Source organism: Gryllotalpicola koreensis (assembly GCF_039538185.1).
Lineage (GTDB): Bacteria > Actinomycetota > Actinomycetes > Actinomycetales > Microbacteriaceae > Gryllotalpicola > Gryllotalpicola koreensis.
The window spans coordinates 23,462-48,412 of sequence record NZ_BAABBW010000008.1 but is presented as its reverse complement, the minus strand read 5'-3'; the positions used below and the strand labels follow the sequence as shown (position 1 = coordinate 48,412).

Sequence of the window (24,951 nt, the reverse complement as noted above, 5' to 3'; positions counted from 1 at the left end):
CGACATGACCGACGAGGCCGCCCCCGAGCGCGAGTTCGTCCAGTCGCTCGCCCGCGGCCTCGCGGTCATCCGGGCGTTCGGCGCCGAGCGGCCCGAGCTCAGCCTCAGCGAGCTCGCCACTGCCACGGGCTTCAGCCGTGCGGCCACGCGACGCTTCCTGCACACGCTGCTCGCGCTCGGCTACGTGCGCACCGACGGGCGCCTGTTCGCGCTCACCCCGCGGGTGCTCGAGCTCGGCTTCTCCTACCTCAGCAGCCAGGAGCTGCCCGAACTCGCCCAGCCGCATCTCGAGGAGCTCTCGCGCGCGCTCGGGGAATCGACGTCGGCATCCGTTCTCGACGGCCCTGACATCGTGTACGTCGCGCGCGTGCCCACGCACCGCATCATGCGCACGGCGATCACGATCGGCACCCGCTTCCCGGCGTACGCGACGAGCATGGGCCGCGTGCTGATCGCCGGGCTGACGGATGCCGCACGCGATGGGTACCTCGCCGCACTGCGCCCCGAGGCCCTCACGAGCACCACCCTCACCGACCCGGCGGCGCTGCGGAAAGAGCTCGACGCGACCCGGGAGCGCGGCTGGGCGATCGTCGACCAGGAGCTCGAGCCGGGGCTCAGGTCCGTCGCCGCGCCGCTGACCCGCCGTGGCGCGGTCGTCGGCGCGGTCAACGTCTCGACCACGGCGAGCGCGTCGACGCTCGAGCGCATCAGGGACGAGTTCGTGCCCGCCCTGCAGGCAACCGCCGCCGCGATCAGCCGCGACCTCGAGCTCGCGGGCGGCTGACGCGCCGCAACCGGCCGGCCGGGGCCGCATGCCGCTTTCAGGCCCCCTGCGGGGCGAGGACGATGTCGAAGCGCACGCTGCTCCAGCTCCGGTCCGGCGGCAGCTGCCGCCCGTCGGGCGTCGGCTCGCCGGCCTCGTGGCGGCTGAAGGTCTTGATGAGCGAGTCCTTCACGCCGAAGACCGAATCGCCGCGCTCCAGCTGCGGGTCGCCCTCGACGAAGATGTGCGTGACGAGCGTGCGATACCCCTCCGCGACCACCATGAAGTGCAGGTGCGCGGCGCGATAGGGCGAGCGCCCGACGGCGTCGAGCAGCTTGCCGACGGGGCCGTCGTTCGGGATCGGGTACGGCGTCGGCGTGAGGCCCCAGAAGCGGTAGCCGCCGTGCTCGTCGCTGAACAGGTGCGCGCGGCCGTACACCTGCTGCTCCTCCGTGTGCTGCACGTCGTAGAGCCCCTCGTCGTCGGCCTCCCACACCTCGATGCGGGCGCCGGGGATCGGCGTGCCGTCGGTGTCGGTGACGGTCCCCTCGACCCAGCTCGGCTCGCCGGGCGCGCCGCCGGCGATGTCGCCGCCGTTCTCGATCAGCGGGGCGTCGTCGACGAAGAACGGCCCGAACACCGTGGCCTCGGTCGCGTCGCGGTACGCCTCGTTGTTCACGGCGATGGTCTGCATCGAGATGCCGAGGACGTCGGAGAGCAGCACGAACTCCTGACGGCGGTCGTCCGTGATGTGGCCCGCCTTGGTCAGGAAGTCGATCCAGAGGTTCCACTCCTGCTCGGTGAGCCGCACCTCGCGCACGAAGGCGTGGGCGTGCTTCACGAACGTCTCCATCAGGTACTTGAGCCGCGGGTTGCCCGGCGTGTTCGCGAACGAGGCGACGACGCGGTCGGTCAGCTCCTGCTCGCGGCGCGCCTGCTCGGCGGAGATCGGCGCGCCGGGGCCGCCGTGGTGCTCGCTCGCACCAGGGATCATCGCGTCGGTCATAGCTGTCCTTTCGAGACGGGCTCGCCCGCCCACGCGAGCCGCAGGAGCTTCTCCAGCTCGGCCTGGGTGACGGGCCGGGGGTTCGACGGCGGGATCGCCTCCAGCGCGAGGGCCGCCGCTTCGGGAAGGTCGCGCTCGGCGAGTCCGAGCTCGGCGAGCGACGTCGGCGCGCCGATCTCGGCTCGGAACCGGAACAGCGCCTCCCCGGCGGGCACGCCGTCGAACGCCTGCGAGACGCGCCGTGCGGCGTCGGGGGCGGCCGGCGCGTTGAACGCCGTCACGTAGCCGAGCACGACCGCGTGCAGCTCGGCGTGATTCAGGCCGAAACGGCCGCCGAGCACGTGGCAGATCTTGTGGTGCATCCCGCTGCCGGCCGAGGCGAACGCGACGGCGGCGAGGTACGCGCCGTAGAGCGTCTGCTCGACGGCGTCGATCTCGCCGGAGGGCAGCGCCCGCAGGCCGCCGACCAGCGCGCCCAGCCCCTCCGTGCCCATGGCGCGGTTGATCGGGTCGGCGCGCGGCGCCCAGAATCCGTCGATCGCGTGCGCGATCGCGTTGAGGCCCGAGGCCTTCGCCAATCGGGACGGCAGGGTGGTGAGCAGCCCGGCGTCGTAGACGACGACCTTCGGCAGCACGCGCGGGTCGGTGCCCGTGGTCTTCCGCTCGTTCTCGGTCAGGCCCCACACGCTCGTGGCCTCGCTGCCGGCGAACGTCGTCGGCAGCGCCACGATCGGCAGAGCGGTGCGGAGTGCGACCGCCTTCGCCAGACCGGTCGACGAGCCGCCGCCGACGGCGAGGATCGCGTCGACGCCGTGCGCGAGGGCGGCATCCGTCGCCCTGTTCGCGTTCTCGACCGGCACGTGCTGCACGACCTCGCCGATGCGCACCGCGACCGGAATCCGTGCGGCGATCGCATCCGCGGTCTCTGCGGCAGAGACGCCCGCGATCAGCATCACGCGCTCGCTGCCGAGCTCGGCGAGCTGCGCGACCGTGTTCTCCACGCCCTGCCCTGTGCCGAAGACGACGCGCTGGCCGAGTGTCGTGTGGTCGAAGGCGATGCCCATTCCGGAACCCTCCGTCACGCCACGGCCGGAACGCGGCTCAGGAGCGTGCTCAGCACGTCCTCGAGCGTGCGCTCGGGGTCGGCGACGAGGCTCTTCGAGCGCCAGGCGATGATCTTGTCCGGGCGCACCAGCAGCACGCCGTCCTCATCGATGCCGCGCAGCTTCGCCCAGTCGTGGTAGAGGTCGGTCACGCCCTGACCCGGCCCGATCACGACCGCCCCGATCGGCAGGCCGAGCCTCGCACCGACCTTCGCCGCGGCATCCGCCCATGCCTGACCGCTGATGCCGGTGAACACCGTGAACTGCGTCGAGGGCGCGAGGTCGAGGGTCGAGTGCTTGCGCGTGCCGATGCCGAGCCACGCGTGCGGCAGGGGTGAGCCCGGCACCGTCGACGGCTCGTAATACAGCTCGGGGTCGCGGCTCGGCGCGGGTTTCACGGAACCGTCCGAGACCACGGCCGATGACGTGTAGAACTGACCGAGCTCGACGCCGTGGGCGTTGAACTCGTAGTGCTTGGTCTCCATCGCCCTGTGCAGCGCCTCGCGCTTGGCGAGACCGGCAGGCGTGTCCGCCTTGCGCTCCTCGATCTCGGCGAGCATCTCCTCCATCGTCGCGACGCGCGTGATGCCGAGCGCCTCGAAGAAATCGCCGAACTCGCGCGCCGATTTGTTCGCACGGGTCACGATCTGCTTCGCGACGGGCGCCCGCTCGGCCGTGTACGTGTCAAGCAGCGCGGAACCCGCCTGTCCGCGCAGCACCGCGGCGAGCTTCCACGCCAGGTTGTAGGAGTCCTGCACCGAGGTGTTCGAGCCGAGGCCATTCGACGGCGGATGCCGATGAATCGCGTCGCCGACGCAGAACACCCGGCCGCGCTGCAGCCTCGTGGCGTACCACTCGTTGTTCCCCCACAGGCTCGTCCCTGTGATTTCCGGCTCGAGCTCGGGCATCCCGAGCAGATTGCGCACGATCTGCACGGCGGCGTCGTGATCGACGACGGGCGGCGGCTGCGTGATGTCATAGCCCCACACGATCAGCCACTCGTTCCACGGCCGCACCATGCGCACGAGCCCGGCGCCGATGCCGCCGACGTTCGCGCCCGGCTGGACGACCCAGTAGAGCACAGAGGGGCGATGGCCGACGAGCTCCTCGAGGTCTGCTTTGAAGGTGATGTTCATCGAGCCGGCGATGTCCATCGCGCCCTCGCTCGGCAGGCCGAGGTCGGCGGCGACTTTGCTGCGCGCTCCGTCGGCGCCGATCAGGTACCGGGATCGGATGCGGTACCGCAGGCCGGTCGCCCGGTCGAGCACGGTCGTCGTCACGCCGTCCTCGTCCTGCACGTGCGACACGTACTCGCTCGAGAAGCGCGTCTGGGTGCCGCGCTTGGTCGCGTTGGCGACGAGGATCGGCTCGAGGTAGGTCTGCGGGATGTCGCAGTTGAGCGTCGGCGACGCGGCGACGTAATCGGCCTCGCGCGCGGGACTCGTGCCCCAGGTGAGGATGCGCCCGAGCTCCTCCCCGGCGATCGAGGTGCAGAAGACGGTGTCGCCGATCAGAGCGTGCGGGGTGGAGTCCCTCTTGACCTGCTCCTCGATGCCCATGTCGCGGAAGAACTCCATGGCGCGCTGATTGGTGATGTGCGCCCGTGGCGTGTTCGCGGTCCACCGGTACTTGGTGATCATGATGTTCGGGATGCCGTAGGTCGACAGCGCGAGCGCGGCGGAGGCGCCGCTGGGACCCGAGCCCACGATCAGGACGTCCGTCTCGACGAGGTCGCCCTGGGGCAGCGAGGTCTCCGAGATCCCGTCGTTGAATACCGCCATCTGCAGTCCTCCCAGACCCGGCCACACCGGCGTGGCTGCCTCCAGCATGAGGCCGCGGTGCGGCGAGCGCGCCCGGATGTCCGAAACGGGCAAGCCCATGTCCCGTTCGGGCAAGCGACCGCACGGGTGCGGCCGTCACCCGCGCGAGCGCACCTCGGCGGGGCTCAGCTCGAAGCGCTCGCGGAAGACGCGGGCGAAGTGGGCAGGCGAGGCGAAGCCGCAGTATGCCGCGATCTCCGCGACCGGCGCGGTGCCCCGGCTCGTCAGCAGCCGGTGCGCGAGGTCGAGGCGCCGCTCGAGGATCGTGCGCGCAACGCCCGTGCCGGCCTCGCTGAACGCCCGCGCGAGGTGCCGCTCCGACACGCCGACCGCCGCCGCGACGCGGGCCACGGACAGACCGGGGTCGCGCAGCTGCCGTTCGATGACGGCGATCGCGGCCCTGCGGTAGGACGCCGCGGAATGGGCGCCGTCGCTCGAGAACATGGCGCGCAGCAGCTCCAGCGCGGATTCCTCCGTCGCCGCGTACGCCTGCGGGTCCGGGTCGACGAGCGTGCGCTGCACGAGCCGCGCCAGCTCGGCCGCCGCCGCATCGCCGCCGGGGGCGTCGCCGAAGCTCATCGTGATCGGAGAGGCGGGCATCGCTCGCTCCGTGACCGCCTCGAACACGGCGCGGGGCACCGTGAGCACGTATTCCTCGAGACCGCGCGCGAAGCCGCGCATGAAGGGCATCGAGACATCCGCGACCAGCAGGGTGCCCGGCTGCTGCAGCAGCACGCCGTTCTCGTGGTAGAAGAACGCCTCGCCGTGCAGGCTGAAGTAGAGCGCGACGCCCTCCATGGCGGCCCGCTCGATCTCACGCCGGGTGCGCTCGACGAGGTGCGCGCCCGCGGCGACCTCGGCGAGGCGCAGTTCGGGCAGGCTGACGTTCAGCTCGCGTGCCTCGAGCGGACGCTCGTCGAGCGCCCGGCAGCTGAGCCCGATGAGGGCGCGCTCGTTGTGCTCCTCCCACCGCTCGACGCGTTCCCGGTCGGCGAGGCCGGCCGTGCTGAAGAACTCCACATCGGTCCGCCGGTCGGTCATGGACCGGCCGCGCGGCGCGGTTCCGCGCGCCACCTGCGCTGCCGTCGTCATCCGTCGCTCCATTGCGTGAGGCCTCAGCTCGTTGCAGGGCAGACTACCCGTCCCAGCCCTGCTGCGGCGTCTCGCACGACTCGCGGAACACGAACTGCGACGGCAGCTTGCGCTCGTGCGAGGTCCAGTCGATCGCCGGCCGCCGCGCGTGCTCGGGCACGTAGCCGAGCCGATACACCGCCATGAGCTCCAGTGAATCCGGCACCCGCAGCAGCGACACGATGCGCTCCCACTGCCCCGGCGCCTCCATCGGGAACGAGATGAACTGGATGCCCATGCCGAGCTCGACCGTCGTCAGCCAGATGTTCTCCATCGCGGCGCCCATGCTGAACACCGAGTAGAACGACGACAGCTCGCCCGGCCGGTTCTCGCTGCGGTCGAGCATCACCCCGATCAGCAGCGGCGAGCCGGCGACGAGCTTCCGGTTCTCGTCGCCGAGGGTCTGCGGCACGCGCAGCAGGTTCATCAGCTTCTGCCCGCGCGGGGTGAACGCCTGCGAGGTGAAGGGGCGCAGCGGCGCGGGCAGCTTGTCGAACAGCATGCCGCTGCGCTTCTCCTCCATCTCGGCCTGCGAGAAGCGGAAGTACGGCTTGTACCGCTCGAAGAAGGTGCCGTTCGACATCGCCGTCGTCATGCTCGTGCCGCTGATCTCGGCGATCTGCTCGATCGTGTTCTTGTCTTCCACGAGCACGAAGCGCCACGGCTGGCTGTTCAGCTGGCTCGGGGCGCGGCTGGCGGCCTCGATCAGCAGCCGCTGATGCTCTTCGGAGACCGGGTCAGGCAGGAACGGCCCGTTCGTCGTCTTCCGGCGGCGCACGACGTCAAGGAACTCCACGTCTTCCTCCTAGGCGAGCAGCGCGACCGCTGCGGCGAGATAGAACGGCGCGGGCACGAGGCCCGTGATCGGATGCCGCACGCCATGCGTTCCCACGAACGGGATCAGCGCGAACGGCACGAGCGCGGGAAGCAGCACCCACCCGACGCGCGGCTCGCGCCAGAGCCCGGCGGCCACCGCCGCGGCGGCCAGCACGAAGGTGGAGGTGTAGAGCGCGTGGTGCAGCCAGTGGAACCGAGAAGAGTCCACGCGGCGCGTCGCGACCAGCATGCCCAGCGCGATGCTGGCGAGATAGCTGACGGATGCCACGGCCAGCGCCGCCCCGACGATCACAGGTCCCTCGCGAGCACAGCTCGCTCGGCGCGCGACACGCGACGACCCACTGGGTCGTCGCCGCTGTGTGTCGCGCGCACCAGCAGCAGCCGCCAGGGGAACATGCGCTCCACGCGCCAGCCGGGCGCGAGCGCCGCGAGCTCGCGCGCCGCGTAGCTGCGCCGGATCGACCGCAGCCCGTCGACGTGCGCGAACGAGTCCGCGGCGAACGGCAGCGCGCCGACGGCCCACGCGGCGTAGGCGAGCCGGCTGCGCTCGATGTCGTCGTGCACGATGAGCCGCGCCCCGAAGCCCGCGCTGTCGGCGAGCAGCGCTCCGCGCTCGGCCTCCCCGAGGTGGTGCAGCACATGATTCGAGACGACGACGTCGAAGCGCTCGCCCGCCGCGAGCAGCTCGCGCGCGCTCGCGGCGCGGTACCGCACCCGCCCGCCGCGGTCGACGCCGCGGGCGAACCGCAGGGCGCGCTCGTCGGGGTCGACCGCGGTGACGTCGAGACGCAGGCCGTCGGCATCCGCCCATGCTGCGAGCGCGCGCGGGATGTCCCCGCCGCCGAAGCCGATGTCGAGCAGCCGCGCGGGCACCGCAGCCGAGCGCGCGGCGAGCAGCGGCCGCACCCGCCCGACGTAGACCCGCCGCCACCCGCTCACGACGCGGTTCGCGAGCGCGAAGTGGCGGTAGGTGGCGAACAGGCGCGCCTCGTCGCAGGGCCCGTCCATGACCTCGGCGAGCCCCGGTTCGCGTGCTGCGAGCGTCAACTCTCACCGCCATCGACGGTCAACAGCGCGCTCTCGATCGTCACGCCCGGTCCGAACGCCGTCGCGACCACGCGCTCCCCCGCTCGCGCGGTGCGCAGCACCCGTTCGAGCACGAACAGCACCGTCGGCGACGACATGTTGCCGAACTCGCGCAGCACGGCGCGCGAGGGCGCGAGCTGCGCGTCCGAGAGGCCGAGCGCGTGCTGCGCACGGTCGAGGATCGCGCGACCGCCGGGGTGGATCGCCCAGTGCGCGATGCGCGACCAGCTCTCGCCCGGGTCGAGCGGCGCGAGCGCCGGCCCGATCTCATGCTCGAGCAGCTTCGGCACATACGAGCTGAGCGCGAGATCGAAGCCCTGGTCGCCGATCGACCACGCGAGCTCGGCCTCGGTCGCCTTCCCCGCGAGCTCAGAGTGCAGCGCGTCGATGCGCAGCCCCGCTCGCGGATGCGAGGTCACGATCGCAGCGGCCGCACCATCGCCGAACACCGAGGCGGACACGATCTGATCGGGGTCTTCCGACGAGCGCAGGTGCAGCGTGCACAGCTCGACGCAGACGACGAGCACCACGGCCGCCGGGTCGGCGCGGCACGCGTCGACCGCCGCACGCAGCGCCGGGAACGCGCCGTGGCAGCCCATGAAGCCCACGTGCAGCCGCCGCACGTCGGTCCGCAGCCCCAGCCCGCGCACGAGCGCGACGTCGGGCCCTGGCGCGAAGAACCCGGTGCACGACACGGTGATCACATGCGTCACGTCGCGGGCGGCGACGGGTGCGGAAGCCAGCGCCGAGCGTGCCGCGGCGAGCGCCAGCGGCGGGCTCTGCCGCACATACTCCTCGTTGCGCTGCCCCGTCGTCGGCCGCAGCAGTCGCGACGTCGCGGCATCGAAGAACACGGGTGACGCAGGAGACACCGGGGATGCCTCGCGCGCGACCTCCGCGCAGGCATCCGCCTCTCCCCCGACCCCGGCGAACTCCGCGATCACCGTGCGCCGCGCGTCGATGGCCGAGCCGTCGATCGCCGCGCCGATCAGCCGCTGCGCGACCCGGCCGAGGCCGGGCTGCGCGAGCAGGATCTCGCGGGCGGCCCGCTGCGGCACCACGTGGGGCGGCACGGCGGTGCCGATCGCGACGATGCGGGCATCGGCCATGACGGCATCCTCCTCCCGAGAGAGCACACGAGAACGGATGCTCAGGGGTTCAGCACGATCTTGCCGCCCGGGTGGCCCGTCTCGATCAGCTCGTGGGCGCGGGCGGCCTCGGCGAGCGGGAAGCTCTGGGCCAGCTCGACCTCGAAACGCCCCTCGGCGATCAGCGCGGCCGTGTACGGGATCGCCTCGTCGCGGAGCGCGCTCACCTCGGGCGTGATCGACCCGGGCAGCCCGCCGCTGAACACGGTCACGCCGTATTCGGCGGCCCACCCGGGCACGACGATCTCGACGATGCGCGTGCGGTCATCCACCAGCGCGAGCGACACGTCGAGCGCCTCCTGGGTCCCCGCCGCCTCGAGCACCACGTCGATGCCCTGCGACGCGGCGGCGCGCACCCGATCGAGCAGCCCGTCGCCGTAGGCGACCGGCACCGCGCCGAGCGCGCGCAGCCTGTCATGGTTGCGCGAGCTCGCCGTGGCGACGACGCTCGCGCCCCACAGCCTGGCGAACTGGATCGCGGCCTGCCCGACCGCACCCGCGCCCGCGTGCACGAGCAGGGTCTCGCCCGCGGCGAGGCCGGCCGACTTCAGGCACTGATAGGCGGTCGACGCGGGCACGCCGAGCGCGGCACCCTGCGCGAAGCTCACCCCGGCGGGCAGGGCGGTCCACGTGGCGGCGGGGCCCGTGACGTATTCGGAGTAGGTGCCCGGCTGCCCCCAGCCGATCACCGCGTCCCCGACCGCAAAGGGGGCGCCCTCGCCCACCGCGACGACCTCGCCTGCGGCGTCCGCCCCGATCCGCTTGGGCTCGGCGATCTCGCCGCGCGTGCCCTTGCGGATCTTCGCGTCGACGGGGTTCACGCCGGCCGCGCGCACACGGACCAGCACCTCGCCCGGCCCCGGCGGCACGACGGGCACATCGCGCACCTCCAGCACCTCGGGCCCGCCCGCGCGGGTGATCAGAACGGCTTTCGCAACCTCAGGGAACGTCATCCCTTCATCCTGTCGCGGTGATGAAGGCGCTGAAAGGGGTACCCCTCGCTCGAGGGACATGCATAGGGTCGAAGTGATGCGGATACTCGGTCGATTCGGTGCACTGATCGGCTTCGTCGTCGCGGCGGCGGTGGCGGGGGTGCTGGCCGCGGCCACCCTGGCGCCGTTTGCGGTCATCGGCTCCGACGGCGTGCGGGGCACGCTCGGCACCTACTTCGCGATGCCGGATTACCTCAAGATCGACACCCCGCAGCAGATCAGCACGATGTACGCGCAGGACGGCACGGGCCACGACGTGCCGATCGCGACCTTCTACTCCGAGGACCGGGTCGACGTGAACCCCGACCAGATCGCGCAGACCGTGAAAGACGCGGCGATCGACACGGAAGACCCGCGCTTCTACACCGAGGGCGGCGTCGACATCATCGGCACTGTGCGCGCGACGCTCGCGACGGCGCTCGGCCACGGCGACAACATCCAGGGCGGGTCGACGATCACGCAGCAGTACGTCAAGAACGTGCTCGTGCAGGAGTGCGAACAGCTGTCGACAAAGAAGGCGGTCGACGCCTGCTACAACAAGGCAATCGAGATCACCCCGCAGCGCAAGCTGCAGGAGATGCGCTACGCCTCCGCCATCGATCGGCAGTACCCGAAGGAGCAGGTGCTCACCGGCTACCTGAACATCGTCGGTTTGGGCGGCACGGTGTACGGCGTGCAGGCGGGCGCCAAGTACTACTTCGACACGGATGCCGCGCACCTCTCGATCCCGCAGGCGGCCACTCTCGTGGCGATCCTCAACAACCCGTCGAACCTGCGCATCGACCAGCCGGGCAACCCGAAGAACGGCAAGGCGAACGGCTACGCCCTCACCCTCGAGCGGCGCAACTACGTGCTCGACAAGATGCGCTCGCACGACTCGATCTCGCAGGCCCAGTACGAGGCGGCGGTGAAGACCCCCATCGCACCCAAGATCACGCCGCAGGCATCCGGCTGCTCCGCCGCCACGCAGTACGACGCCGCCTACTACTGCTCCTACGTGCGCGACGAGCTGCTGGCCGACCCGAAGCTCGGGAAGACGCCGGCCGACCGGGCCGCCGAGCTCAACACGGCGGGCCTCAAGATCCACACGCCGCTGCGCCTGGACCTGCAGCAGGCGGCGCAGAAGTCCCTCAGCGACTACGTGCCGAAGTCGGCGGCCGGTGTCTCCCTGGGCGGCGCGGACGTCACCATCCAGCCGGGCACGGGCCAGATCGTCACGATGGTGCAGAACACCGACTTCGGCAACAGCGACCAGCCCGGCATCACGAGCGTGAACTACAACGCCGATCAGGGCTATGGAGGGTCGATCGGATTCCAGACCGGGTCGACCTTCAAGGCGTTCACCCTCGCCGAATGGCTGGAAGAGGGCCACACGCTGAACCAGTCCGTCTCGACGGCGGGCCGCGTCTTTCCCTTCGGGGACTTCCACAACAGCTGCTTCAACATCGGCGCCCCGACTCAGCAGTGGTCCGTGCAGAACAACGACAACGAGAAGGTGCCCGGCTCGATGTCGGTGCTGCAGGCGACGGCGGAGTCGATCAACACCGCCTACGCCCACATGGGCATGCAGGTGGATCTGTGCGGCATCGCCAACAACGCCAAGGCGATGGGAATCCACCTCGGCAGCGGCGGCACCTTCCTGGAGTACCCATCGGAGATCCTCGGGACGAACGAGATCTCGCCGCTCACGATGGCGGAGGCATACGCCGGCTTCTCGAACGGCGGCACCGTCTGCACGCCCGTCGCAGTGACGAAGATCACGGATGCCACGGGCAAGGATGTCCCGTTCACCGGGTCGACGTGCCACGGCAGCATCCCCTCGAACATCGCCAACACGGTGCAGTACGCCCTGCAGTCCGTGTTGAAGCCGGGCGGGACGGCGGCGACCGCCAACCCGAACGACGGCGTGCCTCTGTTCGCGAAGACCGGCACGACCGACGGCGACCAGCAGAACTGGCTGATCACCTCGTCGACGAACTACACGACGGCGATCTGGGTGGGCAACTCGATCGGCCAGGTCGGACTCGAGCACTTCCCCCTGCTGCAGGGCACGACCGGGTACACGGCCAAGTTCTCGATCGGGCACGAGCTGCTGCCGGTGCTCGATGCGGCCTTCGGCGGCAATCCGCTGCCGGCGCCCGACCCGGCGCTCGTCGGCGCCGTGAAGCGGGCTGCGCCGAAGCCCAAGGCACCCGCCCCGGCCGCGCCCGCCCCGCCTGCGCCCCCAGCACCGGCCCCGCCCGCCCCGCCCCAGCCGGGCCACGGCGGTGGCGGCCACGGCGGCCACTGACCCGCCTGCCCCAGCCGGTCGTCACACAGGTACGGGATCGCCGCCACGAAGCGCGCAAACGTGACGACCGGGCAGGCGCTACGCGACCGTGCCCGCGTAGCTCTCGAAGTCGGGGCGCGCGAAGCGGTTCACAGCCGGCCACAGCTCGGCGATCACCTCGAGGCCTCTGCGCAGGTCCTCGGGGTCCGCGGCGATCGGGATGCGCAGGTTGCGCTCGAAGGCACCGTCCACCCCGAAGCGCGGGCCGGCGGCGACGAGCAGGCCGCGTGCGTGCGCGGCGAGGGCGAGCTGCGAGCTGACCGGCGCGCCCAGGTTCACCCAGGCGGCGAGGCCGCCCTCGAGCCGGGCCGGGAAGGCCCAGTCGGGCAGCAGCTCGGCGATCGCGGCGCGCGCTGCCTCGCGCCCGGCGCGCAGCTGCTCGCGGCGCTCCTCGACGATCTCCGCGGAGCGGGGCAGCAGGCGCTCGACGACGAGCTGCTCGAAGACGGGCACGGCGAGGTCGGTCGAGCCGCGCTCTGCCGCGATGCGGCGCGCGAGCTGGGGCGTGGCGCGCAGCCAGCCGATGCGCAGCCCGCCCCAGATCTGCTTGCTGGCCGAGCCGATCAGCACCACCTCGGCGCCGTGGGCGTCGGCGAGCGCGCCGAGGGAGGGCAGCACCGCGTGCCGGTCGATGTCCATCTCGCTCGTCACCTCGTCGGCGATGACGACCGTGCCCGCGCCCGCGGCGGCTTCGAGGAAGCGCTCACGGTCGCGCACCGACATCGAGCGCCCCGTCGGGTTCTGGAAGTCGGGGATCACGTAGGCGGCGGTCGGCGCCGAGCGCTGGAACGCGGCTTCGAGGGCCGCCATGTCCCAGCCGTCTTCGACGGTGACCGGGGTCGTGATCAGCCGCGCGCCCGCGTCGCGCAGCGCGTCGTAGGCGTTCGGGTACGACGGGCTCTCTGCCCACACCCGGTCGCCGCGGCTCACGAGTGCCTTCGCTGCGAGGGCGATCGCGTTCTGCGAGCCTGTCGTCACGACGATCTGCTCGGGGTCGGTCGGCACGCCGCGGCGGCCATACCAGTCGGCGATCGCCTGGCGCAGCCCGGGCTGGCCGACGCCGTCGTAGCCGATCGTGTCGAAGTGCCCGCGGTAGTCGTCGAGCAGCTCGTCGTCGAGCACGGTCGACAGCAGCTTCGTGGCGGGCAGCGACGCGTGCGTGAATCCGATCAGGGTGCCGCCGACAGCCGGGGCGCCGGGGCGGGAGTGCGGCAGCTGCGTCGTCGTTCCCGAGCCCTGCAGACTCGAGGCAAAGCCGGCCTCGCGCAGCGAGCGGTACGCGGCGGCGACCGTCGTGCGGCTCAGGCCGAGCGCTTCGGCGAGCTCGCGCTCGGCAGGCAGACGGATGCCGGAGGAGATGCGCCCGTCGAGCAGCAGCAGCCGCACCCGATCCGAGAGGGACTCGTAGGCGGGCGCGTCGCCGCGCCAGTCGCCCAGTTGATCGCGCAGCGCCCGCGCACCGATTCGGCCTCGTGTCATGTGGCCAATTTATCGCATGCGGCATCTTGAGCGCGAGCCAATTGCACGATTGGCTCTAGATGTTCAGTCCACTCAACCCAAGGCACCACCATGAGCAACCTTATTGGCTTCATCATCTGCACCGTTCTCTCCCTCGGCACGATCGCCGCACTGTTCCGGGTCGGCCTGCGCGACGGCGACGTCTTCGGCGACGCGCTCGTGCGCGTGCGCACCATGCGCCTCGCCGCAGAGGGCGCGACGACGCTCTACGCAGAGATCGAGGTCGACAACCAGAACGACAGCCCGGTCATGGTGACGGCACGCGTGCGGCAGGCATCCGTTCTCACCCGGCTGCTCATCGAGCCGCACGTGCGCCGCACGGCGATGTCGCACCGCAGCCGGCTCTCGGGCGCCGAGTTGCTCGGGGCGGTCGACGGGCGCGGCGTGCGGCGCTTCCTGCTTCCGGCGCCCACGGACTGCCGCACGCTACGGGTGACGACGATCGTCGACCAGGTCGGCGGCCGCACCCGCGTGATCACCTCGACCGTGCGCGTCTCGCGCGCCCTCGACGGGGTGCTGCCCGCCGTCCGCAGCTCCGTACCGCGTCGGTAGGAACCGCACCGCCTGCGCCGCCAGCTCGTTGTCGCGGCGGCGCAGGCGCGCGATGCGGCGGTCGTCGCGCAGCGGCAGGCGCAGGTCCCGCGTGGCATCTTCGCCGCCGCGCAGCTCGCGCACCCGCTCGAGCTCGACGTCGAGCCCCGCGCCGAACAGCAGCATGAGGTTCATCAGCCACAGCCAGACGAGGAACACGATGAGGCCGGCGAGCGCGCCGTACTCGCGGTGGAACGATGAGAAGCGGGAGACGTAGAGCGCGAAGGCGGCGGATGCCGCGGCCATCAGCACGAGTGCCGTGATGCCGCCGGCGGTCATCCACCTGAGGCGCGGCTGCCGGACGTTCGGCGTGCCCCAGTAGAGCAGCACGATGATCACGAGCATCGCCGCGGCCGCGATCACCCAGCGTGCGACCGCCCACACTGCGGCAGCGGCATCGCCGAGACTGGCGATGCCGTGCGGGCCGAACACCGGGCCGGAGAACAGCAGCACGAACAGCACGATCGCGACGAGCACCACCACGGCGAGGGTGATGGCGAGCTGCACAAGGCGGTACTTCCAGTAGGGCCGTCCCTCCTGCACGCCGTAGATGCGGTTGAGGGCGCCGCTGAAGGCGTAGACGTAGCGCGACGCCGTCCAGAGCGCGACGACGAGGGCCACCACGGTTCCGATGCCCGCGCCTGCGCCGCCCACTCCCGCAAGATGCTCGATCGTCGAGCGCAACGGGGTCACGAGGTCATTCGGCGCCACCTGCTCTGCGACGTCGAGCAGGGCGCGCGCCGTGTGCCGCCCCTGCCCGGCCAGCCCGAAGATGCCGAACACCGCCAGCAGGGCGGGGAACAGCGACAGCACGCTGAAGAACGCGAGCGTGCCCGCGATGTCGACGACGCGCTCGACGATCAGCACGTGGAGCGCGCGGCGCGCCGCGTAGGGCCAGGCGGACGGCGTGCGTGACATGCCGGTCCGGTACCCGGGGCGGGCGCGACGGATGCCTCAGCCGCTGCCTTCGCGTCGGTTGCGCTGCTCGGATCCGCAGTGCGCTGCCCGGATCCGAGCAGCGCACTGCGGATCGCAGCAGCGCACGCGCGGCCAGAGCGCGCCGCTACTGCTTCCCCAGCGTGAGCGTCGTCGTGTGCCGCGCCCCGTCGCGCACATAGCCGATCGAGACTTCGTCACCCGGCTGCTTGGTGAGCACGACGTGGTTCAGCGCGGACAGATCCGTCGCAGCCGTGCCGTCGATGTCCGTGATGAGGTCGCCGAGCTGCAGTCCGGCGGCCTCGGCCGGCCCACTCGCCGTCACGGACTGCACGAACAGGCCGACCGCGTGCCCCGCCTGCGTGCGCGCCGGCACGGCCTGCAGCCCGAGATACGCGTAGCCGATCGGGTCGCCCTTGATGATCTGCCCGGCCACATGGGCGGTCAGGTTCGACGGCACCGCGAAGCCGATGCCGACGCTTCCGCCGCCGGCCTGGCCGGCCGCGTTCGGCACGGTCGCGATCGCCGTGTTCACGCCGATCAGACGCCCCCGGCAGTCGACGAGCGCACCGCCCGAGTTGCCCGGGTTGATCGACGCGTCGGTCTGGATCGCCCCCTGCAGCACCGTCGTCGTGCCCCCGTCACTCGGCACGGGCACGTTGCGATCGAGGGCGCTCACGATGCCCGTGGTCACCGTGCTCGAGAGCCCAAGGGGCGCGCCGAGTGCCACGACGGGCTGCCCCACGATGGCGCGGTCGGAGTCGGCGAACGGGATCACCGGCAGGTTCCCGTTCTCATTCACCTTGAGCACCGCGAGGTCGGAACGCGGGTCGCGGCCCGTCAGCTCGGCGGGCACGGTGTTGCCGTTCGAGAAGGTGACCGTGATCTGGCCGCCGTCCACGGCGGAGGAGATGACGTGGTTGTTCGTGACGATGTAGCCGTCCTTGCGGATCACCTCGCCGCTGCCGACGCCGCTGGCGCCCGCGGCGCTCACCGTCGAGACGGTGACGACAGAGGGCAGCACGGTGCGCGCGATGTGCGCCGCGTCGCAGACCACGTCGCTCGAGGTGTTGACGCTCACGGCCTCCGTCTTGTGCAGCGCGAGCGCCGTAGCCGCGCCGCCGGCGGCCCCCAGCACCAGCGCGGCGACGACGGTCCCGATCAGCGTCCAGCGCAGAGCGCGGGAGATCGGATTCCTGGCCGGCGGCGGAGCGCTCTGCTCGACAGGCTCCCCCGGCCCTGGCATCCGCTCGCTCATCTGCGCACCTTTCTCTCCCCGATCCGCCTGGTCAACGCCTTGTTCAGCTCCGCGAGGAAGAAGATCACCACGGCGAGCGCCGCCGACAGCACCCACTGGTGCCAATCGATCGCATCCGAGCTGAACCAGTCGTTCATGAACGGCAGGTACACGAAGGCGAGCTGCAGCACGACGAGCGCCGCGGCCGAGATGTAGATGACCCGGTTGCCGCGGAACACCGCCGGCGTGACGCTCGAGCGGTCCAGGAAGCGGCAGCTGAACAGGTAGGCGAGCTGGCTGAGCGCGAGCGTCGTGACCGCCGTGGTCTGCGACTGCCGCAGGTTCTCGCCGTAGCCGATCTCGAAGTAGAAGGTGAACAGGGTCGCGGCGCCGATGAGCAGCGAGACGACCCCGATGCGCACGCCCATGCGGGCGTCGAGCAGGGGCGCGTTCTTTCCGCGCGGCAGCTGGTCCATGAGCCCGGGCTCCGCGCCCGCTCCCGCGAGGGCGAGCGACAGGGTGACCGAGGTCGCCATGTTGATCCACAGGACCTGCACCGGCTCGAGCGGCAGCTGTGTCGCGCCGACGAGCACCGCGATGAGGATGACGAGCGCCTGCGCGCCGTTCGTCGGCAGCAGGAACAGGATCGACTTGCGGATGTTCGAGTAGATCCGCCGCCCCTCTTCCACGGCCCGCTCGATGGTCGCGAAGTTGTCGTCGGTGAGCACGAGGTCGGCGGCTTCCTTGGTCGCCTCGGTGCCCTTCAGCCCCATTGCCACGCCGACGTCGGCCTGCGTCAGCGCCGGTGCGTCGTTCACCCCGTCGCCCGTCATCGCGACGACCTCGCCCTCGTGCTGCAGCGCCGAGACGATGCGGATCTTGTGCTCGGGGCTCGTGCGCGCGTACACGTCGACCGATCCGGCCATGACCCGCAGCTCGTCGTCACTCATCGCCTCGAGCTCGGCGCCGGTCAGCACGCGAGGTTCGGCGGCCCCAGACGTGATGCCCATCTCGCGGGCGATCGACAGCGCCGTGTCGGGGTGGTCGCCCGTGATCATCTTCACGGCGACTCCCGCGCGATGGCTCGTCGCGATCGCCTCGATCGCCTCGGGGCGCGGCGGGTCGACGATGCCGACGACGCCGATGAACTCGAAGCCGCCGGCGAGGTCGTCGTGCGAGAGGGTGCTCTGCCCGGCATCCGGCACCCGGCGCGCCGCCGCCAGCACGCGCAGCCCGCGCTGCCCCAGCTCGCTGATCTGACGCTGCCAGTGCTCCAGATCGATCGGCGCGGACGAGCCGTCGGGCTGCGTCTGCGTCGCGGCGCGCGGCAGCACGCGGTCGGGCGCGCCCTTGAGAAAGACGGATGCCTCACCCGAGGCGTTCCGCGCGAGAACCGCCATGTACTTGGTCTCGGAGTCGAACGGAACCTCGGCCTCGCGCCGCCACTCCGCCGCATCGACGCCCGCCTTGAGGCCGAGCACTGCGAGCGCGCCCTCGGTGGGTGCGCCGATGATGCTCCAACTGCCGGCCGACCCCACCACGCGTGCGTCGTTGCACACCGCCACCGCCTCGGCGAGCGCCCGCAGGTCCGCGTTCTCGGCCGCCGGAGCCGCCGCCCCATCGCGCGTGACCGCGCCCACCGGCGCATACCCGGTGCCGTCGACCTCGTATTCGCGGGCGGCCGTGCGCACGGCCCGCGCGGTCATCTCGTTCTTGGTCAGCGTGCCCGTCTTGTCGGAGCAGATCACGGTCACCGAGCCGAGCGCCTCGACGGCGGGCAGGCGACGCGTGATCGCGTTCCGCCTGGCCATCTGCTGCACGCCGAGCGCGAGGGTGATGGTGACGAGGGCCGGCAGGCCCTCCGGGATCGCGGCGACCGCGAAGCCGATGGCCGCCGAGACGATCTCCTGCAGGCCGAAGCCGTGCACGAAGAATCCGATCGCCGTCATCACGACCGTCATCGCGACGATCGTCCAGGCGATCAGCCGGCCGAAGCGGGCGAGCGCGATCGCAAGCGGCGTCTCGACGGTCTCGACCTCGCTCACCAGGGTCTGGATGTGCCCGATCTCGGTGTTCCCGCCCGTCGCGACGACCACGCCGCGACCCGTGCCTGCGGCGACCAGCGTGCCGGAGAACATCATCGAGGTGCGGTCGCCGAGCTCGGCCGTGGGCGCGACGGGATCGACGAACTTCGTCGACGGCTCGGCCTCGCCCGTGAGCGCGGACTCGTCGACCTGCAGGTTCGCGGCGTCGAGCAGCCGGAGGTCGGCGGGCACGCGGTCCCCTGCGCGCACGCGCACCACGTCGCCGGGCACGAGCTGCGCGGCATCCGCCTCGATCCAGACGCCCGCGCGCATCACGTGCGCCTGCGTCGAGAGCATGCCGCGGATCGCGTTGAGCGCCTGCTCCGCGCGACCCTCCTGCACGAGGCCGATCACGGCGTTGATGACCGCGACGGCCAGGATCACCGCGAAGTCGACCCAGTCGCCGATGATCGCCTTCAGCAGCGCAGAGGCGAGCAGCACGTAGATCAGCACGTCCTTGAACTGCAGCAGCACGCGCTTCCACCACGGCGCCGGCTTCGGCGGCGTGAGCACATTGCGGCCGTGGCGTTGGAGGCGATCGGATGCCTCGGCCGCGGTCAGCCCCTCATGCGAGCCACCCAGCTCGGCGAGCACGGCTTCGGCGGGCGACGCCCACGGCTCACTGGTCTGGATCGTTCGATCGAGGTCCATGGAAATCAGTATGGTTCGCACAGCCTCGATGCGCTAGACTCATCTCAGATACAAGATGCATGGCAACTAGCCAGGCCAGACAGTGAGGAAATGATGAACGAGCACACCACCGTGAAGCGCGAGCTTGTCGTCGGCATCGACGGCTCGCCCGAGGCCCTCGGCGCGTTGCGCGAGAGCCTGCAGATCGCCGAGGCCCTCGACGCGCGAGTGCGCGTGATCGCCGCCTGGAACTGGCCGGTCGGCCAGGGCTTCGTCCCCGGGCCGCCGGTGCACTGGAACCCGGAGGCCGACGCGCTGGAGATCCTGAAGACGTCGATGGCGAAGGTCGAGGTGCCCGCGGGCGTCGAGGTCATCACCGAGGCCGCCTACGGCGACGCCGCCGACATCCTGATCGAGGCGAGCCGCCGCGCCTACATGGTGCTGACCGGAAGCACGGGTGCGGGAATGGCCCGGGCGCTGTTCCTGGGCTCCGTCAGCACGCGCGTCGCGCAGCGCGCGCTCTGTCCCGTGATGGTGTGGCGCCCGTCCGCGATCGGGCTGGCCGCTGACACCGCGATCCGCGAGGAGCTGGCGCTCAGCCGCTAGCACCGCAGCCGCGGATTGCCAGGGGACTGCCGGTTTCGACCGGCAGTCCCTCGGTAGTTTTGGGCGTAGCGATCGGCGCCTTGCCGTTTGTGTCCACGGCCCGGCTGGGCCGCCGAACGAACGGGGGCCGAATGGCCGCACCCACCTCCGCCGCCGCACTGCTCGAAGGCCGCCTCGGCGCAATCCGGTCTACGTCGCCGAAGGGCGACAGCGTCGATGTCACAGCCTCGTACACGGCCGTCTCGCGCGCCGTGAAGGCCGAGGGGCTGCTGCGACGGGCACGGGGGTTCTACCTGCTGCTCGCGATCGGTCTGCTGGCGGCGACGGCAGCAGACATCGTCGGCATGGTGCTGATGGGCCATAGCTGGTTCCAGCTGATCCTCGCCGGAGTGCTCGGCCTGATCCTCACCCAGTTCGCCTTCCTCGCCCACGAGGCGGCGCACAAGCAGATCCTCGTGTCCGGCTCGGCGAACGACTGGGTCGGCCGCATCCTCGGCACCTTCGTGATCGGCATGAGCTACGCGTGGTGGCAGAACAAGCACAGCAGGCATCATGCGAACCCGAACCAGCTCGGCAAGGACCCCGACATCGCGTTCGACACGATCTCGTTCACCGAAGAGGATGCCGCGCGCCAGACCGGCCTGCTCGCATGGATCACCCGCCGGCAGGGATACCTGTTCTTCCCGCTGCTCAGCCTCGAGGGCCTCAACCTGCACTGGACGTCGTTCAAGCTGCTCGGGCGCCCGGAGCCCGTGAAGCACCGCGCGACCGAGATCGCACTCATCGCGGCGCGCTTCGGGATCTACCTCGGCCTGCTGTTCTGGTTCCTGCCGCCCGGCATCGCCGGCGCGTTCCTCGGTGTGCAGCTCGCCGTCTTCGGCATCTACATGGGCGCCTCGTTCGCCCCCAACCACAAGGGCATGCCGATCATCCCGGCATCCGTCAAGCTCGACTTCTTCTCGAAGCAGGTGCGCACCTCCCGCAACGTCGCGGGCGGGTGGTGGGCGACCGCTCTCTTCGGCGGCCTCAACTACCAGGTCGAGCACCATCTCTTCCCGAGCATGGCCCGGCCGCGACTCGCCAAAGCACGTCTCATCGTGCGCGAGCACTGCGCCCAGGCCGGAGTCCCGTACACTGAGACGACACTGGCGCAGTCATACGCCATCGTCATCGCCTATCTCAACAAGGTCGGGCTGCAGGCACGGGATCCGTTCGCCTGCCCCGTCATCGCACAGTACCGGGGCGCATAGCCCCCACGAACTTCCCGCGGAACGCGGCCATCGTCGGCCGAGACCGCGGCTCACGAAACGAATTCTGATTCACCTCTCTGCTTCACCGAACACCTTCGCCCCAGCCGAACCACTTTGGCGCCAGGCCGCGGACGACGTCCACGTCGCCACGGTCTTCGGCGATTTCGCCGGCTTCGTCACCGAAGTCGCCGACGGTTTTCTGTTACGCGATGCGCACGCGACTTCGCGCGGGGTCTTCCCCACGCTTGCGCTCGCATGCCAGGCTCTCACTGACGACGCGCGCGATGCTCCGCTGAGCACCGCGCTGCACGTCCCCCTACGTCCGCGCCGGCGCCGCCGCCGCGGAACGCCGGACAGCAACAGCCGTCCGGGAACACGAAAGAAAGACGACGACATGGCCACCGGCACCGTCAAATGGTTCAACTCGGAGAAGGGCTACGGCTTCATCTCCCCCGACGACGGCTCGGCCGACGTTTTCGCTCACTTTTCCGCCATCTCGGGCAGCGGCTTCCGCAACCTCGAAGAGGGGCAGAAGGTCGAATTCGAGACCGAGCGCGGCCAGAAGGGCCCCCAGGCGGCGAACATCCGCCCCGTTCAGGGCTGACTCGCGGCACAACGGGTGATCGGCGGGGTCAGCCCCGCCGATCACCCGTTTGCGTGCGCGGCATCCCAGATGTGTGCGGTGCCCTATAGAGCGCCGAGGGGGTGGAGGTCAAGGGATTTCTTGCGTCTCGCGAGCTGCGTACGGTCGAGTGCGATTGGCTTGACCGGAAAGACAAAAGAACAGGGGGTCACCGCCATGACTCGATCGGACGCCGATACCCGAGACGTCTGCCCGATTTGCGGAACCACCCTGGTCGTGCGCGGCCACTCGCTGTACTGCCCGAGCTGCGACCTCGTCTACGAGGCCGATGACGGTGACGACGCCGGCGGCGAGGGCGACAGCGACGACGACACATCGTCGTCATGATCATCGACGAGGCATTCCAGAGCGACGACATCGGCGAGGCGGAGCAGATCGCGCGCCGCGTGTACCCGCGCGCCGAGTTGCGCGATTCCACCGGCGGCCACTTCCACTACGAGCACCTCGCCCGCGGCGCCGACGGCATCAACTTCACGCGCTTCAAACTCAACTCGCAGATGGACATCGCGGTCGAGTTCGACAACGTGGCCGCCTTCGGGGTGCGGATCGCGGGCCGCTACGCCGTCGAGTCGAACGATCACCGCGTCGACTCCTCGCAGCCCTTCCTCTTCACACCGGGCCCGGGCAGCTCGACCTCGGAGCGGCTCGACGTGCTGATGATCAACGTCGACACCGACGTGCTCGCGCACTCGGCGGCGCGGCACCTGGGCGTCGACCGCGTCAGGCTGCGCTTCGACCGGCATGAGCCGACCAGCCCGGCGATGCGCGCGCACTGGCTGCGCACGGTCAACTACGCGTGGAACAGCGTGCTCCAGGTTCGGGATGTCTTCGCCAACGACGCGATCCGCACGGCGACGCTCGACGCGGTGGTCGCCAGCGCGCTCGCCGCGTTCCCCATCGAGGTGGCGGCTTCGGTCCGGGCATCTGAACTCTCCACATCGGCGGCGATCCGCCGGGCACAGGCGTTCATCGAAGACAGCGCCGATCGGGCGGTGACCGTCGCCGATATCGCGGAGGCGGCTCGCCTGTCCGTGCGCGCGCTGCAGCTCGGGTTCCAGCGCGAGTTCGAGACCACGCCGATGGGCTATCTGCGGCAGGTGCGCCTCGAGGCCGCGCGCGAGGAGCTGCTCGAAGCCGACGAGGACACGCGTGTCGCCGATGTCGCGCGGCACTGGGCGTTCGCCAACGTCGGGCGCTTCGCCGCGCAGTACCGCGCGCGCTTCGGGGAGAACCCGGGCGACACCCTGCGGGGCTGAGTGCCGTCGCGCGCCGGGTGCGTGGAGCGGACAGCGGCTGCGCCATCCGGACATCCACATCGCGCGAATTGGACCGGATGCCCGCGCATCCGCTCCACTGAGAAAGTGGCACGACTCATCTACGGCTCCGACGAGGGCTACGAATTCGACGAGCGCACGCTCGCCCATCTCAAGATCGCAATGACATCCAAGCTCCGCGTGCGTGAGTCGTTCCTGCTGAACTGGGTGATTCCGGCGGAGAGGGGGTCCGGCCGCATGAGCCTCTGGATCTCCCCAGAGGTCCCGTTGGTGTTCGTCTTCAACGGCTCGAAGCCGCCCCAGCTCAACAAGGTCTGGGTCGATGCGATGGCACGTTCGGCCCACGGCATCCGCGGAATGACCGTCATGCCCGAGGCGGAGGCCGAGGCCTATCTCAAAGCGGCGGGTTCCCCTGCGGCGCCATAGGGACAAGGCTTGAGAGCGTGAAATATACGCATCTCGGACGCTCAGGACTCACCGTCTCCCGCATCGTGCTCGGCACGATGAACTTCGGCCCGCAGATCGGCGGGGCCGACGCGCACACGATCATGGACGACGCGCGCGAGCAGGGCATCAACTTCTTCGACTAGTGCGAGGCGGCGCCCTGCTGCTGGGCCTGCTCGGCCGCGGCGGCCGCCTCGCTCGCGGCCTTCAGCTTCGCCTGCAGCTCCGCGGCCGCGGCCGCGGTCGGCTGGGGCCCTGGGTCGCGCTCGTTCAGATTGTTGACGAGGCATCGCGTTCCCTGCCGTAGATCAAGGGCATCGACGCGGATCGCGACGCCGAAATTCTGGATCGTCGCCACGGTGAACAACAACGCCTGCCCGGCGTTCTCACCGGCGGCATCGAGCACATAGCCGCCATTCGTCACGGTATCAGAACCGACCTGCCAGATGCCGGCGCGCACCGGCATGCCGCTCGGCGGGTTCTGCGTCAGCCAACTCAGCGCGTCGTCGACGCTCAGGTCCGCGACGGTCCAGAAACGCGCGTCGGTCGAGACCGTGCCGCACACGCTGCCGTCGTTGTCGAACGGCAAGCCCGGCGACGCCTGCGTGCCGGCGATCGCCCCGGACGGCAGCTTCGCCTTCGCCAGCAGCCCCGAGCTCGGGATGGACGCCGTGGCCGGCGGTGCGGACGTCACGACCGGCGCGCCCGCGTCGATCTTCAGAGGTCCGGCCGCGTTCCCGAACCCCCGGAAGGCCGAGATCCCGCCGAACACGACGGCCACAGCCGCGATCACGACGGCGGCGCCGACGAGCACGCGCCACGGCTGAGCGCGCGCCGGCACAGGCATCCGCCCGTGCTCCGGGTACAGCCTGACGGGCTGCCAGCGCGCGTCGTCCCTGAGCGCTTCAAGCCGTTCTTCCGGACCCATTCAGCTCACCTCCCTGCATTGCGCGGTCGCCCGCGTCGGTCTTCTCGCGCAGCTTCGCGAGTCCGCGGGACGCCTGCGAGCGCACCGTCGCCTGCGTGCAGCCGAGCACCCGCGCGATCTCGCGGTCATCGAGCTGCTGGTGGTAGCGCAGCACCAGCACCGCGCGCTGTCTCTCGGGCAGCTCCTGCAGCATGCGGGTGAACTCGATGTCGCCCTCAAGGCGCAGGTAGCCCGCGTCGGGCCGCCCGAGATCGAGCACCTCGTCGAGCGGCAGGTGCCGCCGCCTGCGCACGATGTCGATCGCGCGGCGCGTGACCGCCGTGCGCAGATAGCCCGCCGGCGACTGCTTCGACATGGCCTGCCAGTTGCGCGCGACCGAGATCACGGCATCCTGCACGGCGTCCTCGGCGTCCGCGCGATTCCCGGTCAGCAGGAACGCGAGCCGCGCGAGCCGCTCGCCGTGCTCGGCGAGCAACGAGGTGTACTCCTCGTCGGGCCACTCGAAGCCGATGCCCACGCGTCCTCCGTTCCCGCACGTCCACAAGAAGAACGGACCAGGGCCGGCATCCGTTGCATCACGCCAAGAATCGATGGG

23 protein-coding genes and 1 pseudogene are annotated in these 24,951 nt (G+C 70.8%); 9 read left to right on the top strand and 15 right to left on the bottom strand.

The window, feature by feature from the left end; all coding sequences use genetic code 11:
• The first annotated feature begins 4 nt into the window (after positions 1–4).
• Positions 5–784 carry an IclR family transcriptional regulator domain-containing protein gene (locus ABD708_RS19185; RefSeq protein WP_344757513.1) on the top strand — a complete coding sequence of 260 codons (780 nt, stop codon included), beginning with the start codon at positions 5–7 and terminating at the stop codon, positions 782–784.
• A gap of 37 nt (positions 785–821) precedes the next feature.
• On the opposite strand, the gene ABD708_RS19180 is transcribed toward ABD708_RS19185, so the two are convergent.
• From ABD708_RS19180 to ABD708_RS19140, 9 genes are all read right to left on the bottom strand, one after another.
• Positions 822–1,769: a dioxygenase family protein gene (locus tag ABD708_RS19180; protein WP_344757511.1), complete on the bottom strand. Its 948-nt coding sequence runs from the start codon at positions 1,767–1,769 to the stop codon at positions 822–824.
• On the bottom strand, positions 1,766–2,833 hold the full coding sequence (locus tag ABD708_RS19175; RefSeq protein WP_344757509.1) for a maleylacetate reductase: 1,068 nt from the start codon (positions 2,831–2,833) through the stop codon (positions 1,766–1,768). Before ABD708_RS19175 ends, ABD708_RS19180 begins: the two co-directional genes overlap by 4 nt.
• A gap of 14 nt (positions 2,834–2,847) precedes the next feature.
• Entirely contained in the window at positions 2,848–4,653 is a 1,806-nt protein-coding gene (locus tag ABD708_RS19170; RefSeq protein ID WP_344757507.1) for an FAD-dependent oxidoreductase, read from the bottom strand.
• A gap of 135 nt (positions 4,654–4,788) precedes the next feature.
• Positions 4,789–5,784 carry a helix-turn-helix domain-containing protein gene (locus ABD708_RS19165; protein WP_344757505.1) on the bottom strand — a complete coding sequence of 332 codons (996 nt, stop codon included), beginning with the start codon at positions 5,782–5,784 and terminating at the stop codon, positions 4,789–4,791.
• A gap of 43 nt (positions 5,785–5,827) precedes the next feature.
• Positions 5,828–6,619 carry a nitroreductase family protein gene (locus ABD708_RS19160; RefSeq protein ID WP_344757503.1) on the bottom strand — a complete coding sequence of 264 codons (792 nt, stop codon included), beginning with the start codon at positions 6,617–6,619 and terminating at the stop codon, positions 5,828–5,830.
• Positions 6,620–6,628: 9 nt separating this feature from the next.
• On the bottom strand, positions 6,629–6,952 hold the full coding sequence (locus ABD708_RS19155; protein ID WP_344757501.1) for a hypothetical protein: 324 nt from the start codon (positions 6,950–6,952) through the stop codon (positions 6,629–6,631).
• Positions 6,949–7,707 carry a methyltransferase domain-containing protein gene (locus ABD708_RS19150; protein ID WP_344757499.1) on the bottom strand — a complete coding sequence of 253 codons (759 nt, stop codon included), beginning with the start codon at positions 7,705–7,707 and terminating at the stop codon, positions 6,949–6,951. Before ABD708_RS19150 ends, ABD708_RS19155 begins: the two co-directional genes overlap by 4 nt.
• Positions 7,704–8,855 (bottom strand): type III polyketide synthase, encoded by a 1,152-nt coding sequence (locus ABD708_RS19145; RefSeq protein ID WP_344757497.1) that lies wholly within the window; start codon positions 8,853–8,855, stop codon positions 7,704–7,706. Before ABD708_RS19145 ends, ABD708_RS19150 begins: the two co-directional genes overlap by 4 nt.
• A gap of 41 nt (positions 8,856–8,896) precedes the next feature.
• Positions 8,897–9,847, bottom strand: a complete 951-nt coding sequence (locus tag ABD708_RS19140; RefSeq protein ID WP_344757495.1) for a quinone oxidoreductase family protein — start codon at positions 9,845–9,847, stop codon at positions 8,897–8,899.
• 76 nt (positions 9,848–9,923) lie between these two features.
• Between ABD708_RS19140 and ABD708_RS19135 the strand changes: the two genes are divergently transcribed.
• Complete coding sequence (locus tag ABD708_RS19135) at positions 9,924–12,176, top strand: transglycosylase domain-containing protein (RefSeq protein WP_344757493.1); 2,253 nt, start codon at positions 9,924–9,926, stop codon at positions 12,174–12,176.
• Positions 12,177–12,254: 78 nt separating this feature from the next.
• Here the strand turns inward: ABD708_RS19135 and yczR are convergent, their stop codons facing one another.
• The 4 genes from yczR to ABD708_RS19115 form a co-directional block, all read right to left on the bottom strand.
• Positions 12,255–13,694, bottom strand: coding sequence for a MocR-like transcription factor YczR (gene yczR / locus ABD708_RS19130; protein WP_344757491.1), 1,440 nt, complete (start codon positions 13,692–13,694; stop codon positions 12,255–12,257).
• 465 nt (positions 13,695–14,159) lie between these two features.
• Positions 14,160–15,242 (bottom strand): YihY/virulence factor BrkB family protein, encoded by a 1,083-nt coding sequence (locus ABD708_RS19125; protein ID WP_344757489.1) that lies wholly within the window; start codon positions 15,240–15,242, stop codon positions 14,160–14,162.
• Between the two features lie 145 nt (positions 15,243–15,387).
• Entirely contained in the window at positions 15,388–16,518 is a 1,131-nt protein-coding gene (locus ABD708_RS19120) for a S1C family serine protease (RefSeq protein WP_344757487.1), read from the bottom strand.
• Entirely contained in the window at positions 16,515–19,232 is a 2,718-nt protein-coding gene (locus ABD708_RS19115; RefSeq protein ID WP_344757485.1) for a cation-translocating P-type ATPase, read from the bottom strand. Before ABD708_RS19115 ends, ABD708_RS19120 begins: the two co-directional genes overlap by 4 nt.
• A 90-nt stretch (positions 19,233–19,322) precedes the next feature.
• Between ABD708_RS19115 and ABD708_RS19110 the strand changes: the two genes are divergently transcribed.
• The 7 genes and pseudogenes from ABD708_RS19110 to ABD708_RS19080 form a co-directional block, all read left to right on the top strand.
• Entirely contained in the window at positions 19,323–19,817 is a 495-nt protein-coding gene (locus tag ABD708_RS19110) for a universal stress protein (RefSeq protein ID WP_344757483.1), read from the top strand.
• A gap of 131 nt (positions 19,818–19,948) precedes the next feature.
• Complete coding sequence (locus ABD708_RS19105; RefSeq protein WP_344757481.1) at positions 19,949–21,067, top strand: fatty acid desaturase family protein; 1,119 nt, start codon at positions 19,949–19,951, stop codon at positions 21,065–21,067.
• A 394-nt stretch (positions 21,068–21,461) separates the two neighbouring features.
• On the top strand, positions 21,462–21,671 hold the full coding sequence (locus ABD708_RS19100) for a cold-shock protein (protein ID WP_344757479.1): 210 nt from the start codon (positions 21,462–21,464) through the stop codon (positions 21,669–21,671).
• Between the two features lie 195 nt (positions 21,672–21,866).
• Complete coding sequence (locus tag ABD708_RS19095; RefSeq protein ID WP_344757477.1) at positions 21,867–22,037, top strand: hypothetical protein; 171 nt, start codon at positions 21,867–21,869, stop codon at positions 22,035–22,037.
• The gene (locus ABD708_RS19090; RefSeq protein ID WP_344757474.1) at positions 22,034–22,966 is read left to right on the top strand and encodes a helix-turn-helix transcriptional regulator; all 933 of its coding nucleotides are present in this window, start codon (positions 22,034–22,036) and stop codon (positions 22,964–22,966) included. The genes ABD708_RS19095 and ABD708_RS19090 overlap by 4 nt, the downstream gene beginning before the upstream one ends.
• A gap of 105 nt (positions 22,967–23,071) precedes the next feature.
• Positions 23,072–23,410, top strand: coding sequence for a DUF7882 family protein (locus ABD708_RS19085; protein ID WP_344757472.1), 339 nt, complete (start codon positions 23,072–23,074; stop codon positions 23,408–23,410).
• A gap of 17 nt (positions 23,411–23,427) precedes the next feature.
• Positions 23,428–23,571 (top strand): annotated as a pseudogene (locus tag ABD708_RS19080) (aldo/keto reductase); the annotation flags it as partial.
• On the opposite strand, the gene ABD708_RS19510 reads toward ABD708_RS19080, so the two are convergent.
• The gene (locus tag ABD708_RS19510) at positions 23,571–24,356 is read right to left on the bottom strand and encodes a hypothetical protein (protein ID WP_425553332.1); all 786 of its coding nucleotides are present in this window, start codon (positions 24,354–24,356) and stop codon (positions 23,571–23,573) included. The pseudogene ABD708_RS19080 and the gene ABD708_RS19510 sit on opposite strands and share 1 nt — an antisense overlap.
• Positions 24,334–24,873 (bottom strand): RNA polymerase sigma factor, encoded by a 540-nt coding sequence (locus ABD708_RS19070; protein WP_344757468.1) that lies wholly within the window; start codon positions 24,871–24,873, stop codon positions 24,334–24,336. The genes ABD708_RS19510 and ABD708_RS19070 overlap by 23 nt, the downstream gene beginning before the upstream one ends.
• Between the last annotated feature and the right edge of the window lie 78 nt (positions 24,874–24,951).